The 17,619-nt window shown below is 66.6% G+C and carries 16 protein-coding genes and 1 pseudogene; 12 read left to right on the top strand and 5 right to left on the bottom strand.

What is annotated here, in order from left to right:
- The first annotated feature begins 2 nt into the window (after nt 1-2).
- Nucleotides 3-1,652, top strand: coding sequence for an HAL/PAL/TAL family ammonia-lyase (locus tag DES43_RS07420; RefSeq protein ID WP_035026921.1), 1,650 nt, complete (start codon nt 3-5; stop codon nt 1,650-1,652).
- Nucleotides 1,649-2,830: an alpha-hydroxy acid oxidase gene (locus DES43_RS07415; RefSeq protein WP_245264708.1), complete on the top strand. Its 1,182-nt coding sequence runs from the start codon at nt 1,649-1,651 to the stop codon at nt 2,828-2,830. The genes DES43_RS07420 and DES43_RS07415 overlap by 4 nt, the downstream gene beginning before the upstream one ends.
- A gap of 6 nt (nt 2,831-2,836) precedes the next feature.
- On the opposite strand, the pseudogene DES43_RS07410 reads toward DES43_RS07415, so the two are convergent.
- The 5 genes and pseudogenes from DES43_RS07410 to DES43_RS07390 all read right to left on the bottom strand — a co-directional run.
- Nucleotides 2,837-2,980 (bottom strand): annotated as a pseudogene (locus DES43_RS07410) (IS481 family transposase); the annotation flags it as partial.
- Nucleotides 2,981-3,067: 87 nt separating this feature from the next.
- Nucleotides 3,068-4,186, bottom strand: coding sequence for an alcohol dehydrogenase family protein (locus DES43_RS07405; RefSeq protein WP_035026922.1), 1,119 nt, complete (start codon nt 4,184-4,186; stop codon nt 3,068-3,070).
- A 38-nt stretch (nt 4,187-4,224) separates the two neighbouring features.
- Entirely contained in the window at nt 4,225-5,598 is a 1,374-nt protein-coding gene (locus DES43_RS07400) for an aspartate aminotransferase family protein (RefSeq protein ID WP_035027077.1), read from the bottom strand.
- Nucleotides 5,599-5,630: 32 nt separating this feature from the next.
- Entirely contained in the window at nt 5,631-7,124 is a 1,494-nt protein-coding gene (locus DES43_RS07395) for an NAD-dependent succinate-semialdehyde dehydrogenase (protein WP_035026923.1), read from the bottom strand.
- 228 nt (nt 7,125-7,352) lie between these two features.
- Nucleotides 7,353-7,844: an Lrp/AsnC family transcriptional regulator gene (locus DES43_RS07390; protein WP_035026924.1), complete on the bottom strand. Its 492-nt coding sequence runs from the start codon at nt 7,842-7,844 to the stop codon at nt 7,353-7,355.
- Between the two features lie 86 nt (nt 7,845-7,930).
- Between DES43_RS07390 and ehuR the strand changes: the two genes are divergently transcribed.
- The 10 genes from ehuR to doeB all read left to right on the top strand — a co-directional run bounded on the left by ehuR (nt 7,931) and on the right by doeB (nt 17,566).
- Nucleotides 7,931-9,316 carry a MocR-like ectoine utilization transcription factor EhuR gene (ehuR, locus tag DES43_RS07385; protein WP_035026926.1) on the top strand — a complete coding sequence of 462 codons (1,386 nt, stop codon included), beginning with the start codon at nt 7,931-7,933 and terminating at the stop codon, nt 9,314-9,316.
- A 127-nt stretch (nt 9,317-9,443) separates the two neighbouring features.
- Nucleotides 9,444-10,229, top strand: coding sequence for an ectoine/hydroxyectoine ABC transporter ATP-binding protein EhuA (gene ehuA, locus DES43_RS07380; protein WP_035026927.1), 786 nt, complete (start codon nt 9,444-9,446; stop codon nt 10,227-10,229).
- Between the two features lie 85 nt (nt 10,230-10,314).
- The gene (gene ehuB / locus DES43_RS07375; RefSeq protein WP_035026928.1) at nt 10,315-11,166 is read left to right on the top strand and encodes an ectoine/hydroxyectoine ABC transporter substrate-binding protein EhuB; all 852 of its coding nucleotides are present in this window, start codon (nt 10,315-10,317) and stop codon (nt 11,164-11,166) included.
- An 84-nt stretch (nt 11,167-11,250) separates the two neighbouring features.
- The gene (gene ehuC, locus DES43_RS07370; protein ID WP_035026930.1) at nt 11,251-11,910 is read left to right on the top strand and encodes an ectoine/hydroxyectoine ABC transporter permease subunit EhuC; all 660 of its coding nucleotides are present in this window, start codon (nt 11,251-11,253) and stop codon (nt 11,908-11,910) included.
- 16 nt (nt 11,911-11,926) lie between these two features.
- Complete coding sequence (ehuD, locus tag DES43_RS07365; RefSeq protein WP_035026931.1) at nt 11,927-12,586, top strand: ectoine/hydroxyectoine ABC transporter permease subunit EhuD; 660 nt, start codon at nt 11,927-11,929, stop codon at nt 12,584-12,586.
- Between the two features lie 3 nt (nt 12,587-12,589).
- The gene (gene eutA / locus DES43_RS07360) at nt 12,590-13,369 is read left to right on the top strand and encodes an ectoine utilization protein EutA (protein WP_035026933.1); all 780 of its coding nucleotides are present in this window, start codon (nt 12,590-12,592) and stop codon (nt 13,367-13,369) included.
- A 5-nt stretch (nt 13,370-13,374) separates the two neighbouring features.
- On the top strand, nt 13,375-14,361 hold the full coding sequence (gene eutB, locus DES43_RS07355) for a hydroxyectoine utilization dehydratase EutB (protein WP_035027078.1): 987 nt from the start codon (nt 13,375-13,377) through the stop codon (nt 14,359-14,361).
- Nucleotides 14,358-15,350 (top strand): ectoine utilization protein EutC, encoded by a 993-nt coding sequence (gene eutC / locus DES43_RS07350; RefSeq protein WP_035026935.1) that lies wholly within the window; start codon nt 14,358-14,360, stop codon nt 15,348-15,350. Before eutB ends, eutC begins: the two co-directional genes overlap by 4 nt.
- A gap of 35 nt (nt 15,351-15,385) precedes the next feature.
- Nucleotides 15,386-16,576, top strand: a complete 1,191-nt coding sequence (doeA, locus tag DES43_RS07345; protein WP_035026936.1) for an ectoine hydrolase DoeA — start codon at nt 15,386-15,388, stop codon at nt 16,574-16,576.
- 3 nt (nt 16,577-16,579) lie between these two features.
- Nucleotides 16,580-17,566: a N(2)-acetyl-L-2,4-diaminobutanoate deacetylase DoeB gene (gene doeB, locus DES43_RS07340; RefSeq protein ID WP_035026937.1), complete on the top strand. Its 987-nt coding sequence runs from the start codon at nt 16,580-16,582 to the stop codon at nt 17,564-17,566.
- The last annotated feature ends 53 nt before the right edge of the window (nt 17,567-17,619 follow it).

Below are 17,619 nucleotides of genomic sequence, written 5' to 3'. Positions count from 1 at the left end.
AAATGGGCAAGGCGCTGCAACTCGGCCCGGAAGCCGTAACCCTCGACGACCTCATGGCGGTGGCGCGTCACGGCCGGCCTGTGGACCTCTCCGACGCGGCGCGCGCCGCGATGCGGCCGAGCGCGGACTGGGTGGCGGAGCTGTCGGCCCGGATGGACCGGGGCGAGCCGGCGCAGGCGATCTATTCCATCAATACCGGGTTCGGCTCGCTTTCCGGCCGGCAGGCGTTCAGGACCTCGGCGCAGGCGCGCGACCTGTCGCGGCGGCTGGTGATCTCGAACGCCGCCGGCGTCGGCCGGCATCTCGATGACGAGGTGGTGCGCGCGGCCATGCTGATCCGCGCCGCCAGCCTCACGCGCGGCTATTCCGCCGTGCGCGACGTGGTGGTCGAGACCATTCTCGACATGCTGGCGCGTGACGTGATCCCCGCTGTGCCCGAATATGGCTCGCTCGGCGCCAGCGGCGATCTCATCCCGCTTGCCCATGTGGCGCTGGTCATGTCCCGTGACGAGGCCGGCGAGGAAGTGCTCGACAGCGGCATGGCGCGCCATCGCGGCGAACTGATGTCCGGCGTCGCCGCGATGGAAGCGGCCGGCATCGGGCGCATCGTGCTCGGCGCCAAGGAAGGGCTGGCGCTGCTCAACGGCACGTCCTTCTCCACCGCGCAGACGGCGCTGGCGCTGGCCGATGCCGAGAACCTGCTGGCCACGGCCGAGGTTGCGGCAGCCATGTCGATCGAGGCGCTGATGGGCTTCGGCGACGCCTTCATTCCCGAACTGCACGAGGCGCGCGGCCATGCCGGCCAGATCGAAAGTGCTGCCAACATCCGCGCGCTGCTCGACGGCAGCACCCTCATCGACGGCGGCATCGGCCGCGATCCCGAACGCCAGCCGCCGCAGGATGCCTATTCGCTGCGCTGCACGCCGCAGGTGCTGGGTCCGGTGCGCGACACGCTGCGTTTCGTGCGCGGGATAGTGGAAACGGAGATCAACGCCGCGACCGACAACCCGCTCATCTTCGCCGACAAGCTGCCCGGACGAAGCCTGAAAGCCGTTTCCGGCGGCAATTTCCATGCCGAGTACATCGCCTTCGCCGCCGACTTCCTGTCCATCGTCGTCACCGAGATCGGCAACATCGCCGAACGGCGGCTGTTCCGCCTGAACGACGGCACGCTGAACCGGGGGCTGCCGGACATGCTGGTTGCAAGCGAGCATGTGGGCATGGATTGCGGCTACATGCTGCCGCAATATCTGGCGGCCGCGCTCGTCTCGGACTGCAAGACGCTGGCGCATCCCGACAGCGTCGATTCCATCCCCACCTGTTCCAACCAGGAAGACCACGTGTCGATGGCCAACAATGCCGGCAGGCACGCCAGGCAGGTGGTGAAGAACATCGAGAACGTCGTGGCCATCGAGGTGCTGATGGCGGCGCAGGCCCTGGAGCTGCGGCTGGCTGAACGCAAGCTGGGCGCCGACGCGCTCGCCCCCGCCAGCCGCGCGGTGCTGGAGCTGCTGCGCGCCAGCGCAGCCACCGACGGCCGCCCGATCGATCACCTCGAGCGCGACAAGGTGCTTTATCCGCGCCTGCATGCGGTGACGGATCTGCTGCACTCCGGCGCGGTTCTGAAGGCGGCGCGGGAAGCCATGCGGTGACGGCGGGCAACCGGCTGGCGCGGTTCGCGTCCTGCGAGGATTTTCGCCGCGCCGCCCAACGACGCCTGCCGCGCATCCTCTTCGACTATCTGGATGGGGGTGCCAGCGGCGAAACCACCATGGCCGCCAATATCGCCGATCTGGCGCAAACCGGCCTCGAACCGCGCGCGCTGCGCGACGTCTCCTCCCGCTCGCTTGACGCCACTTTTCTCGGCGTCCGCCATGCCATGCCGGTCATGCTCGGCCCCGTCGGCTCGCTCGGCCTGTTCCGCGCCGGCAGCGAAGCGGCCGCCTTTCGCGCCGGCGTTTCCGCATGCCTCTCTTCCTTTGCCGTGACCCGGCCGGAAGACCTTCCGCACGGATCGGGCAGCGACGCCTTCCAGCTTTACGTGCTGAAGGACAGGGGACGCACCGGGGCGATACTGGAGCGCGTTGCAGGCGCCGGCTTCGGCACGCTGTTCGTGACCGTGGACACCGCCGTTTCCGGCATCCGCGAGCGCGACCTGCGCAACGGGCTGCGGCGCATCACCCGGCCGGACCTGCGCATCCTGGCCGATCTCGCCAGCCATCCGCACTGGTGCGTGGAACGGCTGCGCCACGGCCTGCCGGCCATGATGCTGGCCGAGGGCTGGCCCGAGGCCGGCGGCACCTATCTCGAGCAGGCCGCCTTCCTCGCCGGGCAGATCGACCCGGCCTTCGACCGCAGCGGCCTCGGCTGGCTGCGCGCCCGCTGGCGCGGGCGGCTGGTGGTGAAGGGCATACTGTGTGCGCAGGACGCCCGCATCGCCGTGGATTGCGGCGCGGATGCCGTGGTCGTGTCGAACCACGGCGGCCGCCAGCTCGACGGCGCCCGCTCCACGATCCGCGCGCTGCCCGAAGTCGCGGAAGCCGTTTCCGGCAGGGCCGACATCCTGTTCGACGGCGGCATCCGGCGCGGCGGCGACGTGCTGAAGGCGCTGCAGAACGGCGCGGATGCCTGCCTGCTCGGGCGCGCCTACGCCTATGCCCTGGCCGCAGACGGGGAGGAAGGGCTGGCCGTCTTCCTGCGGCTGCTCGCTGCCGAGCTGGATGCCGCCGCGGCGCTGTGCGGCATCACCAGCCTCGACGGCATCGCGAAGGACAGAGGCAACGGCCTGAAGCCGCCCGTTGCCGGGACGACCGGCAGCGTCGGCGCCTGATCCGCGCTAGTTGCTCAGTCCCGGCATTTGGTGGGTTGGATCGATGCTGAACCGATCCGGCTCCGAAGTCCATCGCTTGCAGATGAATTCATAAAGTGTGAGGCCCTTCAGCGCCTTGAGCCTGCGGCCGAAGTTGCAGGCTGCGATAAATCAGTCCATCGGTGGCGTGATCATCACCGGCATGCCACAGCCGAAGAATCCTGCTGGCAACAATCAGGTGTTGCGCCAGTATCCCTTTCAATCTTTGGCAATTCCGTCAGGAGTGTGGACGGCATCGGGAACGACGACCAGCTTGCCGACGAATGCCTTCTTCATGAAATCCGATTGGGCGCGGTGGAAATCCGACAGCCGGTAAACACCGCCCACCAGAGGCCGGATCTTGCCTTCCTCGATATAGCGCACCAGACGCCGGAAATCCTTGCGCGTCCCTTGAGAGGAGCCATGAAGCTGCAACTGCTTCAGATACATGGTTCGCAGGTCGAGCTGCACGACCGGCCCGGCGATGGCGCCGGCGGTGGTGTAGCGCCCTTCCGGGCGCAGGATGCGCAACAGGTCGTTGAACATCGGCCCGCCGACCAGATCGGCCACCACGTCGATCGGCCGCCCCCCGGTGGCTTCGGCAACCGCTTCCGGCAGGTCGGCAACGCCGCGCGTGACGACCTTTTCCGCGCCGATGTCGAGAATGGCCTGTTCCTTTCCCTTGCCGGCCACGGCATAGGGAATGGCGCCACGGGCGCGGGCAAGCTGCACGATGCCCGAGCCGACACCGCCGGACGCGCCCGTCACCAGCACGCGCTCGCCCTGCTTCAGCCCGGCACGCTCCAGCATGTGCTCGCCGGTAAGGTAGGCGCAGCAGAAGGTGGCCAGTTCGATGTCGGTCAGATCGGTGTCGACGGCATGGGCGTTCTCGGCCGGCACCGCCTGATACTCTGCATAGCCGCCGTCGCGGCCATGGCCCATATAGTCGATGTCGGCCAGAGAATCGTCGTCGCGGTTGTAGATGGAGAAGTCCACCATCACCCGCTCTCCGATGCGGTGCGAAGGAACGCCTTCGCCTGTGGCGACGATGGTCCCCACGGTGTCGGCGCCCTGTATGCGCGGGAAGGTCAGCGTGTTGCCCTGCCGGCGCCATGTGGAGACGGCGGCGGCATCCTCCTCCGTGCCATAGGCGCCTTCACGCACCCACACGTCGGTGTTGTTCATGCCGCAGGCGGTGACTTTCACCAGCACCTCGCCGGGCGCGGGTTTCGGCACGGGAACATCGGTGCGGTAGACGAGCTTGCCGAGCCCGCCATGGCCGGTCAGCAGGACGGCCGCCATGGTCTGGGGGAGGGGAGGTTTTGTCATTTCGGTCATGCCCGTTTGCCGCAAGGGATATTGTCGGAGTCGGAAACTCAGCCCAGCACGCTCTTCACCGCATCCGCTGTCTTTGCGACGATGGTGTCGGCCTCCTCCTTCGTCAGGCAGAGCGGCGGGGCGAAGCCAAGGATGTCGCCCTGCGGCATCGCCCGGCCGAGGACGCCGCGCTCGGCCAAGGCCGCCGCCACCTGCGGGCCGATCTTGTCGGCGGCATCGAAGAAGGTACGGTCGTCACGATCCTTGACGAATTCGACCGCCGCCAGCAGACCTTCGCCGCGTACCTCGCCGACATTCGGGTGCCCGCCGAGAGCCTGTTGCAGCGCATCCCTGAACCAGTGGCCGACTTCGCCGGCGTTGGTCACCAGATCGAGTTCGTCGATCAGTTCCAGATTGGCGACGCCGGCCGCGGCACAGATCGGATGGGCGGAATAGGTCCAGCCATGGCCGATGGGGCCGAGCGCGTCGGAACCCTTGACCAGTCCTTCCCACATCTTCTCGCCGACGACGACGCCGGAGAGCGGCGCATAGGCCGAGGTCAGCCCCTTGGCGATGGTGATGAGGTCGGGCCTCATGCCGTAATGGTCGGACCCGAACATCGAGCCCAGCCGCCCGAAGCCGGTCACCACCTCGTCGGCGACGAGCAGGATGTCGTATTTGTCGAGCACCGCCTGAATCTTCGGCCAGTAGCCGGCAGGCGGCGGCACGATGCCGCCGGTGCCCAGAACCGGCTCGCCGATGAAGGCGGCGACGGTGTCCGGCCCTTCGGCGAGGATCAGCTCTTCCAGCCTGTCGGCGCAATATTGCGAGAATTGTTCTTGCGACAGCGAGCGATCCTCACGGCGGAAATAATAGGGCGCTTCGGTATGCAGGATCGGGGCGCGCGGCAGGTCGAAGGCGTTGTGGAATGCGGCGAGACCGGTCAGCGAGCCGGTCATGACGCCCGAGCCGTGATAGCCGCGCCAGCGCGAGATGATCTTCTTCTTCTCGGGCCGGCCGAGCACATTGTTGTAGTACCAGATCAGCTTGATGTTGGTTTCGTTGGCGTCCGAGCCCGACAGGCCGAAATAGACGCGGCTCATGCCTTGCGGCGCACGGTCGATGATCATCTTGGCCAGCCGTATCGAGGCATCGGTGCCGTGGCCGACATAGGCGTGATAATAGGCGAGCTCCTTGGCCTGCCCGGCAATGGCGTCGGCGATCTTCTGGCGGCCATAGCCGACATTGACGCAATAGAGCCCGGCAAAGGCATCGATGCTCTTCCTGCCGTCGGTGTCCCACACCGTCACGCCCTCGCCGCCGGCCATGATGCGGTTCGGCGTCTCGCCGCGCGCGTGCATGCCCATATGGGTGGACGGGTGGAAGAAGTGGTCGCGATCCCAGGCGGCGAGTTCGTTGGACTTGTCGAGCATCATGTTCTCCTTTGCAGATTGCGCCGGCCGGCTCATGCCAGGTCGAGGCAGATATATTTGAGGTCCGTGAAGACCTCGATCCCGTGGCGGGAGCCTTCACGGCCGAGCCCGGATTGCTTGACGCCGCCGAAGGGAACCGGCGCGCCGGTGATCCTGACGCGGTTGATGGCGACCATGCCATAGTCCAGCGCATTGGCCATGCGGCGCTGCCGGGCGCCGTTCTCCGTCACCACATAGGCAACGAGGCCATATTCGGTGTCATTGGCGCGCGCGACGACCTCGTCCTCGTGATCGAAAGCGGTGACGGCGGCGACCGGCCCGAAGGTTTCCTCGCGCATGATGAGCGCATCGTCGGGCACGCCGGCCAGCAGCGTCGGCTGGAAGAACAGCGGCCCGGCCTCATGGCGTGATCCGCCGCAGACAAGCTGCGCCCCGCGCGCCAGTGCGTCGGCGACCTGCTCCTCGACCTTGGCGATGGCCCGCTCATGCATCAGCGGGCCGATGTCCGCGCCGGGGGCAAGCCCCTCCGCCACCTTCAGCGCCGCGATGCGGCGGGCGAAAGCCGCGCAGAAGGCGTCGTACAGAGGCCGCTCCACATAGATGCGGTTGGCGGCAAGGCAGTCCTGCCCGGACGTGGCGAATTTGGCGTCGAGCGCGATCTGCGCGGCGCGCTCCGGATCGGCATCCGCGAAGACGATCAGCGGCGCATGGCCGCCCAGTTCCATCACCAGCCGCTTCACGGTTGGCGCGCATTGGGCCGCGATCCTCCGCCCGATCTCGGTCGAGCCGGTGAAGCTCAGCGCCCGCACGCGGCTGTCCGCGCACAGCGTGCCGACAACCGGCGCCGCCGCGCCGGTGAGGATGTTGAACACGCCCGCCGGCAGACCGGCACGTTCGCCAAGCTCGGCCAGCGCCAGCGCCGACAGCGGCGTTTGCGAGGAGGGATGCGCCACGATGGTGCAGCCGGCGGCCAACGCTGCGGCGGCCTTGCGCGTCAGCATGGCGGACGGGAAGTTCCACGGCGTCACCACGCCGACGACGCCGAGCGGCTCGCGCCGCACCGCCATCTCCGCGCCGGGCAGATGGCTGGTCACGCCTTCCACGTTCAGCCGTTTGGCTTCTTCCGCATACCATTCGACGAAGGAAGCGGCATAGTCGATCTCGCCCCGCGCCTCCCTGAGCGGCTTGCCCTGTTCGAGCGTCATCAGCAAGGCGAGGTCTTCCCTGGCGGCGACGATCAGTTCGTACCAGGCGCGCAGCAGGCGCGAGCGCTCCTGCGGCAGCAGGGCGCGCCATGAGGGAAAAGCCCGGTGCGCCGCCGATATGGCGTCTGCGGTCTGCCCTTCGTCCAGCGCCGCCACGAAGGCCAGTGTCGCGCCGCTGGCCGGGTCCGTGACCTCGAAGCTGCGGGCCGCCGCGCTGGCCGTCCAGTGGCCGCCGACATAGGCGAGTTCGCGGTAAAGCCGCCGGTCGACGAGACGGTCGAGCGCCTCGTGGCGCTGCTGGCGGGAAAAATGCGCGGACATGGCGGGGCCTCCCTGTGACGGGAGCAGTCTAGGCAGGGAGAGGGGAGAAAGGGTCCGTTCCGGCCGGGCGGCATGGAGAAAGTCTCTATTTCATGCCCGGATGACGCGCGATGTCTCTGCCAGCGCTTAGAGCGGCGGACGTCCGGATAAATCCGGGCGTCCGCTCCATCTGTTTGTCTCAGCCGCATTTATGCGACGTCGGACGATTCCGTCTGACTGCAAAATGCTCTAGCCGGCCGGGCCGGCCAGTTCAGCCAGGGGCAGCACCGTGTCGTCCTTGACGGTCTTGGTGACGATGTAGGTGAAATAGCGGTCGATGCCGATTTCGCGTTCGAGCAGCGAATCGATCAGGCGCTGATAGGCGTCGATGTCGCGTGTCATCACCTTGAGCAGGTAGTCGACGCCACCGCCGACCGACCAGCAGGCGACGATTTCGGGCGTATCGCGCACCACCCGTTCGAAACGGTCGAAGTCCGCCTGCCGGTGATTGGCGAGCGTCACTTCCACCAGAACGCTGGTGACGGGCGCGATCGCGCGCACGGCGATGCGGGCGTGATAACCGGTGACGATGCCGGCCTTTTCCAGCCGCGCCAGCCGCATCCAGCACGGTGTTGGCGACAGCCCTGCCTGCTCGGCGAGCTTCAGCTTGGTGATGCGCCCGTCGCGCTGGATCGCGTCGAGGATCTTCAGGTCTGTGGCGTCTAGCTTCGTGGCGGCCATGGCGTTCCGGTTTCGTGCTGCGACCGCACCATGATGGCGAATGATTTCGATTGTCAATTGAACTGATTTCGATCTCTAATGAAGTCATGACACAATGGCGCCCCGACCCGGCCCTGATCCGCCGCCCTGCCTATCTGTCGCTGGCCGACCAGTTCGCTCGCGCCATCCATGACGGCCGGCTCAGAAATGGCGAGCGCCTGCCCACCCACAGGGCGCTGGCCGACGAGCTGGGGCTTTCGGTGCAGACGGTGAGCCGCGCCTATGAGGAGCTGATCAGGCGCGACCTCGTCGTCGGGGAAATCGGCCGCGGCAGCTTCGTGCAGACCCAGCGCCGCGAACCCGACCCGCCCTATCTGCCCGAGCGGCCCGGTGAGGTCATCGATCTGTCGATCCTCAAGCCGGTGTGCGAGCCGATGCATCTGGAACGGCTGAAACAGGGGCTGGCCTGGCTGGCGGGGGAACTGCCGGCCAGCTCGGCGCTGTCGTTCCGCCCCAACATGGTGTTTCCCCGCCACCGCGCCGTCGCAGTGGAATGGCTGCGCGCCTGCGGACTGGAGGTCTCGCCGCAGAACGTCACGCTGACCAACGGCGCCACCGGGGGCATGACTGTGGCCTTGATGAGCGTCGCCCCGCCCGGTTCCACCGTGGCCGCCGAGGCCATCGGTCATCACACGCTGGTGCCGCTGGCGCGCTATCTCGGCTTCAACCTGGAAGGGCTGCCCATCGACGACGAGGGCATCGTGCCCGAGGCGCTCGATGCGGCCTGCCGCCAGAGCAGCATCCGCGCCGTGTTCGTGCAGCCTTCGGTCATCAATCCCACGGCATCGCTGATGGGTTCGGTGCGCCGCTCGCAACTGGCCGAAGTGGCGCGCCGGCACGACATCGCCATCATCGAGAACGACGTGCTCGGCCCGCTGGTCGAGGATCGCGCCCCGCCCGTCGCCCATTTCGCGCCGGAGCGCACGCTCTACGTCACCTCGTTCAGCAAGATCACCGTGCCGGGCCTGCGCATCGGCTATCTGGCCGTGCCGGACCGCTACGTCACGGCCGCCGCCAACCGGCATCTGGTGACGAACTGGATGGCGACACCCATGGTGGCCGAGATCGCCACCAAATGGGTGAGCGACGGCACCGCCATGGAGCTGGTGCGCTGGCAGCGCGAGGCCGTGCGCCGCCGCCTCGCCATCGCCGCCGAGGCGCTGGAGGGGATTGCCTTCCGCGCCCATCGCGATGGCCTGCATATCTGGCTGCCGCTGCCGGATGGCCGCGCCGAGGAAGGATTCGTCGCGCAGGCGCGCCTGCAAAGCGTGGCCATCGCGCCCGGCGCTTCCTTCCGCATCGCGGAGGGACCATGGCAACCGGCGGTGCGCATTTCGCTCGGCTCGACCACCGAAAGCGAGTTGCGCACCGGGCTCGGAGTCGTCACCCGGCTGCTGCTGGCCGATCCGGAGCATCTGCTGCTGGCGATCTAGGAGCGCAGGTTTCCGCTCGGAAAATGACGATCCCGCAAATATTGTCATGATATTATTTTGGCAATTGACATGATTTGAAGTCGTCCGCATCGTAAAGGCCGGAACATCCTCTTGAGCGGGGAAGACATTGGCCGAACCCATCGTCAGGATCGATTCAATCTCCAAGAGCTTCGGTGCCTTCAAGGTGCTGGACGGCTTGTCGATGCAGGTCATGCCCGGCGAGAAGCTGGCGCTGATCGGCCCCTCGGGTTCGGGCAAGACCACGATCCTGCGCATCCTCATGACGCTGGAACGCATCGACGGCGGCCATATCGAGGTCGAGGGGGAGCAGCTTTACCACATGGAGCGCGGGGGCAAGCTGGTGCCGGCCGACGAGCGGCATCTGGCCAGGATGCGCCAGAAGATCGGCATGGTGTTCCAGCTCTTCAACCTGTTTCCGCACAAATGCGTGCTCGACAACGTGACGCTGGCGCCGATGCTGACCAAGGGCGTGCCGAAGGCGCAGGCACAGAAGCGCGCCATGGAACTGCTCGACATGGTCGGCATGGCCGACAAGGCCAGGGCGATGCCCGCGCAGCTTTCCGGCGGCCAGAAGCAGCGCGTGGCGATTGCGCGGGCGCTGGCACTGTCGCCCAGGATCATGCTGTTCGACGAGGTCACCTCGGCGCTCGATCCGGAACTGGTCGAAGAGGTGCTGAACGTCATGCGACGGCTGGCCGACGAGACCGACATGACCATGCTTCTGGTCACCCACGAAATGGGTTTCGCCCATGACTTCGCCGACCGCGTGCTGTTCTTCGACCGCGGCCGCATCGTGGAAGAGGGCAGGCCTGAGGAGATCTTCCGCAATCCGAAGCAGGAACGCACGCAAAGCTTCCTGAAGAAGATCATCGCGGCCGGACATCGGGTTTGAAACCGGGTCTGACCGCACGGAGCGGCTTGCCGCGCCGAATGCCGCAGAAACCGCAAGACAGAAAACAGAAGAGGAACCGGGAACAATGAGGAAAATGGGAATTCTTGCAGGCGCCGCCGGGCTGGCCTTCGCTGCCGTTCTGGCCGTCTCCGCCACCGCGAAAGCCGACGACGCCAAGCTGGAGCAGTTGAAGGAGCAGGGTTTCGCCCGCCTCGCCATCGCCAACGAGCCGCCCTATACGGCTGTCGCGGCAGACGGCAAGGTGTCGGGCGCCGCGCCCGATGTGGCGCGCGAGGTGTTCAAGCGCCTCGGCGTGGATGACGTGGTCGCCTCCATCTCCGAATACGGGGCGATGATCCCCGGCCTTCAGGCGGGCCGCTTCGATGTCGTCACCGCCGGCCTGTTCATGAAGCCGGAGCGCTGCGCGGCGGTCGCCTATTCGGAGCCGGTGCTGTGCGATGCCGAGGCGATGCTGGTGAAGAAGGGCAACCCCAAGGGCTTCAAGAGCTATGAGGACGTCGCCAGGGATCCGTCCGCCAGGATCGGCGCGCCGGGCGGCGGCACCGAGGAGAAGCTGGCGCTCAACGCCGGCGTGCCGCGCGACCGCGTGATCGTGGTGCCGGACGGACAGAGCGGGCTCAAGATGGTGCAGGACGGCCGCATCGACGCCTATTCGCTGCCGGTGCTGTCGATCAACGATCTGGTCCAGAAGGCGAACGATCCGAACCTCGAGGTCATCGCGCCGGTCGAGGGCGCGCCCGTCTATTGCGACGGCGCGGCCTTCAACAAGAAGGATACCGCGCTGCGCGATGCCTTCGACGTCGAACTGGCGAAGATGAAGGAGTCCGGTGACTTCGCGAAGATCATCGAGCCCTATGGCTTCTCGGCCGCCGCGGCGATCTCGACGACCCGCGAGAAGCAGTGCGCTGCCCAGTAAATCCTGACCCCTCATCCGCCCTCGGCCCGAGCAGGGCAAAGGGCGGGTGAGAGGATATTCGGAAATCGAACTCGACAGGGCTCCATGATCGACTGGTCCGGATATGTCGGCCTGATGCTGCAAGGCGCGCTGGTCACCATCGAACTGACGCTGATGGGATCGGCGCTGGCGCTCTTCATGGCCTTTGTGGCGGGGCTTGGCCGGCTGTCGCGCTTCTTCGCCGTCAGGGCGCTGGCCACCGCCTATATCGAGTTCTTCCGCGGCACCTCGATCTTCGTGCAGCTGTTCTGGGCCTATTTCGTGCTGCCGTTCCTCGGCATCGAGCTGACGCCCTTGCAGGCGGGTGTGCTGGCGCTCGGGCTCAATGTCGGCGCCTACGGGGCCGAGGTGGTGCGCGGTGCGGTGCAATCCATCGGCAAGGAGCAATATGAGGCCTGCGTGGCGCTCAACCTCGGCCGCTGGCAGGGCATGCGCCATGTCATCCTGCCGCAGGCTTTCCTTCTCATGCTGCCGACCTTCGGCAACAACGCCATCGAGCTCCTGAAGGCGACCTCGATCGTGTCGCTGATCTCGCTGGCCGACCTCACCTTCCAGGCGCAGGTGGTGCGCGCCCAGACCGGCAACACGCTGGTGCCGTTCAGCACCATCCTGATCGGCTATTTCGCGCTGGCGCTGGTCATCTCCTGGGGCGTGCGCAGCCTCGAGCGCCGGCTGGCGCGCGGCATCGACGGGGTGCGTGTGTGATGGAGTGGGCCCGATAATGGAATGGGACTGGAACTTCGTCCGCGAGATCATGCCCACCCTCATCGAGGGGGTGAAGATCACCATTCTCGCCACCATCCTCGGCTCGGCGCTGGCGGCGGTGGTCGGTCTTGCTATCGCGCTGCTGCGCCGGTCCTCCAACCGGCTGGTGTCGCGGCCGGTCGGCTTCTTCGCCGAGTTCATCCGCGGCACGCCGCTTCTGGTGCAGCTCTATTTCATTTTCTACATCCTGCCCGATTTCGGCATCCTTCTGCCGCCGCTGCTGGCCGGTGTCATCGGGCTCGGCCTGCACTATGGCACCTATACGGCCGAGGTTTACCGGGCCGGTATCGACAATGTGCCACGCGGGCAGTGGGAAGCGGCCAAAGCCTGCAACCTCGATGCGCGCCAGACATGGATGCACATCATCCTGCCGCAGGCCATCCCGCCGATGATCCCGGCGCTGGCCAACTATTTCATCGCCATGTTCAAGGAAACGCCGCTGCTGTCGGCCATCACCGTGCTGGAACTGATGAACCAGGCCAAGAGCGTCGCCAACAGCTACTATCGCTATATCGAGCCGATGACGCTGGTGGGCGCGTTCTTCCTCGTCATCAGCCTGTTTTCGGTGGTGCTGCTGCGCTGGCTGGAACGGCGTTTCGGGCGAGTGGGGGAATAGGCCATGGATGCTCCCGTCGCTATCCGACTCCACGGCAAGCGCCCGCCGCTCGATGCGCGCCCGCTGGAAAGGCGCGTCGGCCTCATCATACTGGCCACGGACCACACGACCGAGCCGGATTTCCGCCGCATGGTGGCGAGCGACCGCATCGGCGTCTATGTGGCGCGCATTGCCTATGCCAATCCGACCACGCCGCAGAACCTGCGCCGCATGCAGCCGGCGCTGACCGAAGGAGCCTCCCTCATCCTGCCCGGCGAGCCGCTCGATGCCATCTGCTATTCCTGCACCTCGGCCTCGGTGGTGATCGGCGACAACGAGATCGAGGCGGCGATCTCGCGGGCCAAGCCCGGCGTGCCGGTGGTGACGCCCACCATGGCCGCCATGCGCGGCCTGAAGGCGCTGGGAGCACGCCGCATCAGCGTGCTCACCCCCTATGTGGCGGAGACCGGTCGGCCGATGGCCGACTATTTCCGCCGGCACGGGTTCGAACTGGCAAGCTTCGCCTGCCTCGGTCTGGACGACGACCGGGAGATGGCACGCATAAAGCCCTCCGCACTGGTCGACCTGGCGCGCGAGGCGACAGCCGACGATGCGGAGGCGCTGTTCATTTCCTGCACGGCGCTGCGTTCGGCTGGCGTCGCCGCCGAGATCGAGGCGGCCATCGGTCGTCCGGTGGTGACGTCCAATCAGGCGACGGCGTGGAACTGCCTGCGCCTGTGCGGCGATGCCGAACCGCGCCCGCAATGGGGGCGGCTGATGACCCTGCCGCTTGCCCGTGATTGATCGCCATGCAGACAGTCTCTCTCCATGACATCGAAGCCGCGCGCCGACGCATCGCCGACCGCATCGTGCCGACACCGACGGTTTCCTCCCCATCGCTGAGCGAACGGTTCGGCGTGCCCGTGCATCTCAAGCTGGAGCAGCGCCAGACCACCGGCAGCTTCAAGCTGCGCGGCGCGTCCAATGCGGTCGCCTCATTGAGCCGGCAGGAAAAGGCGCGCGGCGTGGTGGCCGCCTCCACCGGCAATCATGGCAGGGCGCTGGCCCATGCCGCGCGGCTGGAAGGCATACGCGCCGTGATCTGCATGTCGAGACTGGTGCCGGCCAACAAGGTGGAGGAAATCCGCCGGCTCGGCGCGGAAATCCGCATCGTCGGCAACAGTCAGGACGACGCCCAGATCGAAGTGGACCGGCTGGTGGCGCAGGAGGGGCTGGCGGTGGTGCCGCCCTTCGACGATCCCGCCATCATCGCGGGACAGGGCACGCTCGGGCTGGAAATCGTGGAAGGCGTGCCGGATGTCGCCACGGTGCTGGTGCCGCTGTCCGGCGGCGGGCTGGCGGCGGGCGTGGCCGCGGCGGTCAAGGGCCTGAAGCCGTCGGCAAAAATCATCGGCATTTCCATGGAGCGCGGAGCGGCGATGAAGGCCAGCCTCGATGCCGGCCGGCCGGTGCAGGTGGAGGAGATGCCGACACTGGCGGATTCGCTCGGCGGCGGCGTCGGGCTCGACAACCGGCTGACCTTCGCCATGTGCCGCGATCTTCTCGACGATGTGGTGCTGCTGTCCGAAGCCGAGATCGCCGCCGGCATCGTCCATGCCTATGAGCAGGAACGCGAGATCGTGGAGGGCGCAGGCGCGGTCGGAATCGCGGCACTGCTGGCTGGTGAGGTGGAGCCGTTCGGACCGACCGTCCTCATCCTGTCCGGCCGCAACATCGACATGGGCCTGCATCGAAACATCCTGTGCGGGTCAGCGGAAGCGGAGCGCGTGGCATGAGGTCGATGACCATCCTCACCGAAGCCGAACTGCGGCAGATCGTGAAGCTCGATCTCGACGCCGTGGCCTGCGTCGAGAACGCATTCCGTGCGCTCGCCACGCAGAAGGTGGCCATGCCGCCGATCCTGCGGCTCGACATTCCCGAACATCGCGGCGAGGTCGACGTCAAGACCGCCTATGTGCCGGGCATCGACGGCTTCGCCATCAAGATCAGCCCCGGTTTCTTCGACAATCCGAAGCTCGGCCTGCCCAGCACCAACGGGCTGATGGTTCTGCTTTCGGCCAAAACCGGGCTGACCGAAGCGCTGCTGCTCGACAATGGCTATCTCACCGACATCCGCACCGCCGCTGCGGGTGCCGTCGCGGCCAAACATCTGGCGCGCGAGGATGCATCCGTCGCCGCCATCTTTGGCGCCGGCATGCAGGCGAAGCTGCAACTGGAAGCGCTGAAGCTGGTGCGTCCGATCACGCAGGCGCGCATATGGGCCCGCGACCCGGCCAGTGCCGAACGAACCGCCGGCGAATTGCGCGAACATCTCGGCATCGAGGTGCGCGCCGAGCCGGACGCGGCAAGCGCCGCCGCCGCTGCCGACGTGATCGTGACCACGACGCCCGCGACCGAACCGCTCATCCATGCCGGCTTCGTCTGCGCCGGCCAGCATATCACCGCCATGGGCTCGGATGCGGAACACAAGAACGAGATCGCGCCGGCGATCATCCGCATGGCGGATCTTTATGTCGCCGACAGCGCCGTGCAGACGCGCCGGCTGGGCGAGTTGCACCATGCCATCGATGCCGGGCTGGTAGCCGCCGATGCCGCGGTCACGGAACTCGGCCAGATCGTCGCCGGCCTCAGGCCCGGCCGCCGCGCTGCCTCCGACATCACGCTGGCCGATCTCACCGGCACCGGCGTGCAGGACACGGCTATCGCCACGCTGGCGCGCGACCGCGCCCGGACAGCCGGGGCGGGGACCCTTCTGGAAAGCTGATGCCGGCCGCAAGGCCCTAACGAGGAACGTCGAGAATGCAGCCCAACCTGAAATTCAGCGAACAGGAATATGCCGTGCGTCTGGACAAGACGCGCCGGGCCATGGAGGCGAAAGGCATCGATCTCCTGATCTGCTCCGATCCTTCAAACATGGCCTGGCTGACCGGCTATGACGGCTGGTCGTTCTATGTGCATCAGGCCGTCATCGTGCCGCCGCAGGGCGAGCCGATCTGGTTCGGGCGCGGGCAGGACGCCAACGGGGCAAGGCGTACGGCCTACCTCAGCCCACAGAACATCATCGGCTATCCCGATCACTATGTGCAGTCCACCGAGCGCCACCCGATGGATTATCTGGCCGGCATTCTCGCCGACAGTGGGTGGGGGGCGAAGCGCATCGGCGTCGAGATGGACAATTACTGGTTCTCGGCCAAGGCTTTTGCCTCGCTGCAACAGCACCTGCCCAATGCGCGCTTCGAGGATGCGACGGCGCTGGTGAACTGGCAGCGGGCGGTCAAGAGCCCGACCGAGATCGGCTATATGAAGAAGGCCGCCCGCATCGTGGAGGCCATGCACGAGCGCATCTTCGACAAGGTCGGGGTGGGCATGCGCAAATGCGATCTGGTGGCCGAGATCTACGATGCCGGTATTCGCGGAGTGGACGGTCCCGATGGACGCTTCGGGGGCGACTACCCTGCCATCGTGCCGCTGCTGCCGTCCGGCGCCGACGCTTCCGCACCGCATCTCACCTGGGACGACAGGCCGATGAAGGCGGGCGAGGGCACCTTCTTCGAGATCGCCGGCTGCTATCACCGCTACCACTGCCCGCTTTCCCGCACGGTCTTCCTCGGCCGGCCGACGCAGGCGTTCCTCGATGCCGAGAAGGCGACGCTGGAGGGCATGGAGGCCGGGCTGGCGGCGGCAAGGCCCGGAAATGCCTGCGAGGACATCGCCAATGCCTTCTTCGCGGTGCTGAAGAAATACGGCATCGTCAAGGACAACCGCACCGGCTATCCGATCGGGCTTTCCTACCCGCCGGACTGGGGCGAGCGCACGATGAGCCTGCGCCCCGGCGACCGCACTGAACTGAAACCCGGCATGACCTTCCATTTCATGACCGGCCTGTGGCTTCAGGACATGGGGCTGGAAATCACCGAATCCATCCTGATCACCGAGACCGGCGTCGAATGCCTCGCCAATGTGCCGCGCAAGCTGGTGGTGAAGGACTAGGACATGCCGAAGCCTTCCCCCATTTCCCCAACCGTCGATTTCGACCGCGACGGGGTGCAGCACGGTTTCCTGCGCCTGCCCTACAGCCGCGACGATTCCGCCTGGGGCTCGGTGATGATCCCGATCTGTGTGGTCAGGAACGGTGAAGGCCCGACGGCGTTGCTGACCGGGGCCAATCATGGCGACGAATATGAGGGGCCGCTGGCGCTCTACGAGCTGGCGCGCACGCTGGAGCCGGGCCAGGTTTCCGGCACGGTCATCATCGTGCCGGCCATGAATTATCCCGCCTTCCGGGCCGGAACGCGCACCTCGCCCATCGACAAGGGCAACATGAACCGCTCGTTTCCGGGCAGGCCGGACGGGACGGTGACGGAAAAGATCGCCGACTATTTCCAGCGCGAACTGCTGCCGCGCGCCGACCTCGTCTTCGATTTCCATTCCGGTGGCCGCACGCTCGATTTCCTGCCCTATTGCGCGGCCCACATACTGCCGGACAAGGCGCAGGAAGCGAAAGCCTTCGCGGCGGTGGAAGCCTTTTCAGCCCCTTACTCCATGAAGATGCGCGAGATCGATGCCGTGGGCATGTACGACACGGCGGCGGAGGAAATGGGCAAGGTCTTCATCACCACCGAGCTTGGCGGCGGCGGCACGGCGCGTGCCGAAACCGTGCGCATCGCAAGGCGCGGCATCGCCAACGTGCTGCGCCATGCCGGCATTCTGGATGGTGCGGTCGAGAAGACGCCAACCCGCTGGCTCGACATGCCCTCCGGCGATTGCTTCATCTTCGCCGAGGAAGACGGCATGTTCGAGACGATGGCGGACCTTGGCGAGGATGTGCACGAAGGCATGGTCATCGCCCGCATCCATTCCATCGGTCGCACCGGCGGCCCGCCTCAGGAAATCCGCGCCAAGATGTCCGGGCTGCTTGCGGCACGGCATTTTCCTGGCCTGATCAAGACAGGCGACTGCATGTGCGTGGTGGCTCGATGACAATGCTTCCGGCGCTTTTCATGCGCCGCAGAAGGCTTTTCTCCACCATCGGG

The organism is Aquamicrobium defluvii, from assembly GCF_004363725.1.
In the GTDB taxonomy this organism is placed as follows: domain Bacteria; phylum Pseudomonadota; class Alphaproteobacteria; order Rhizobiales; family Rhizobiaceae; genus Mesorhizobium; species Mesorhizobium defluvii.
This window is presented reverse-complemented; position numbering and strand designations above follow the sequence as displayed.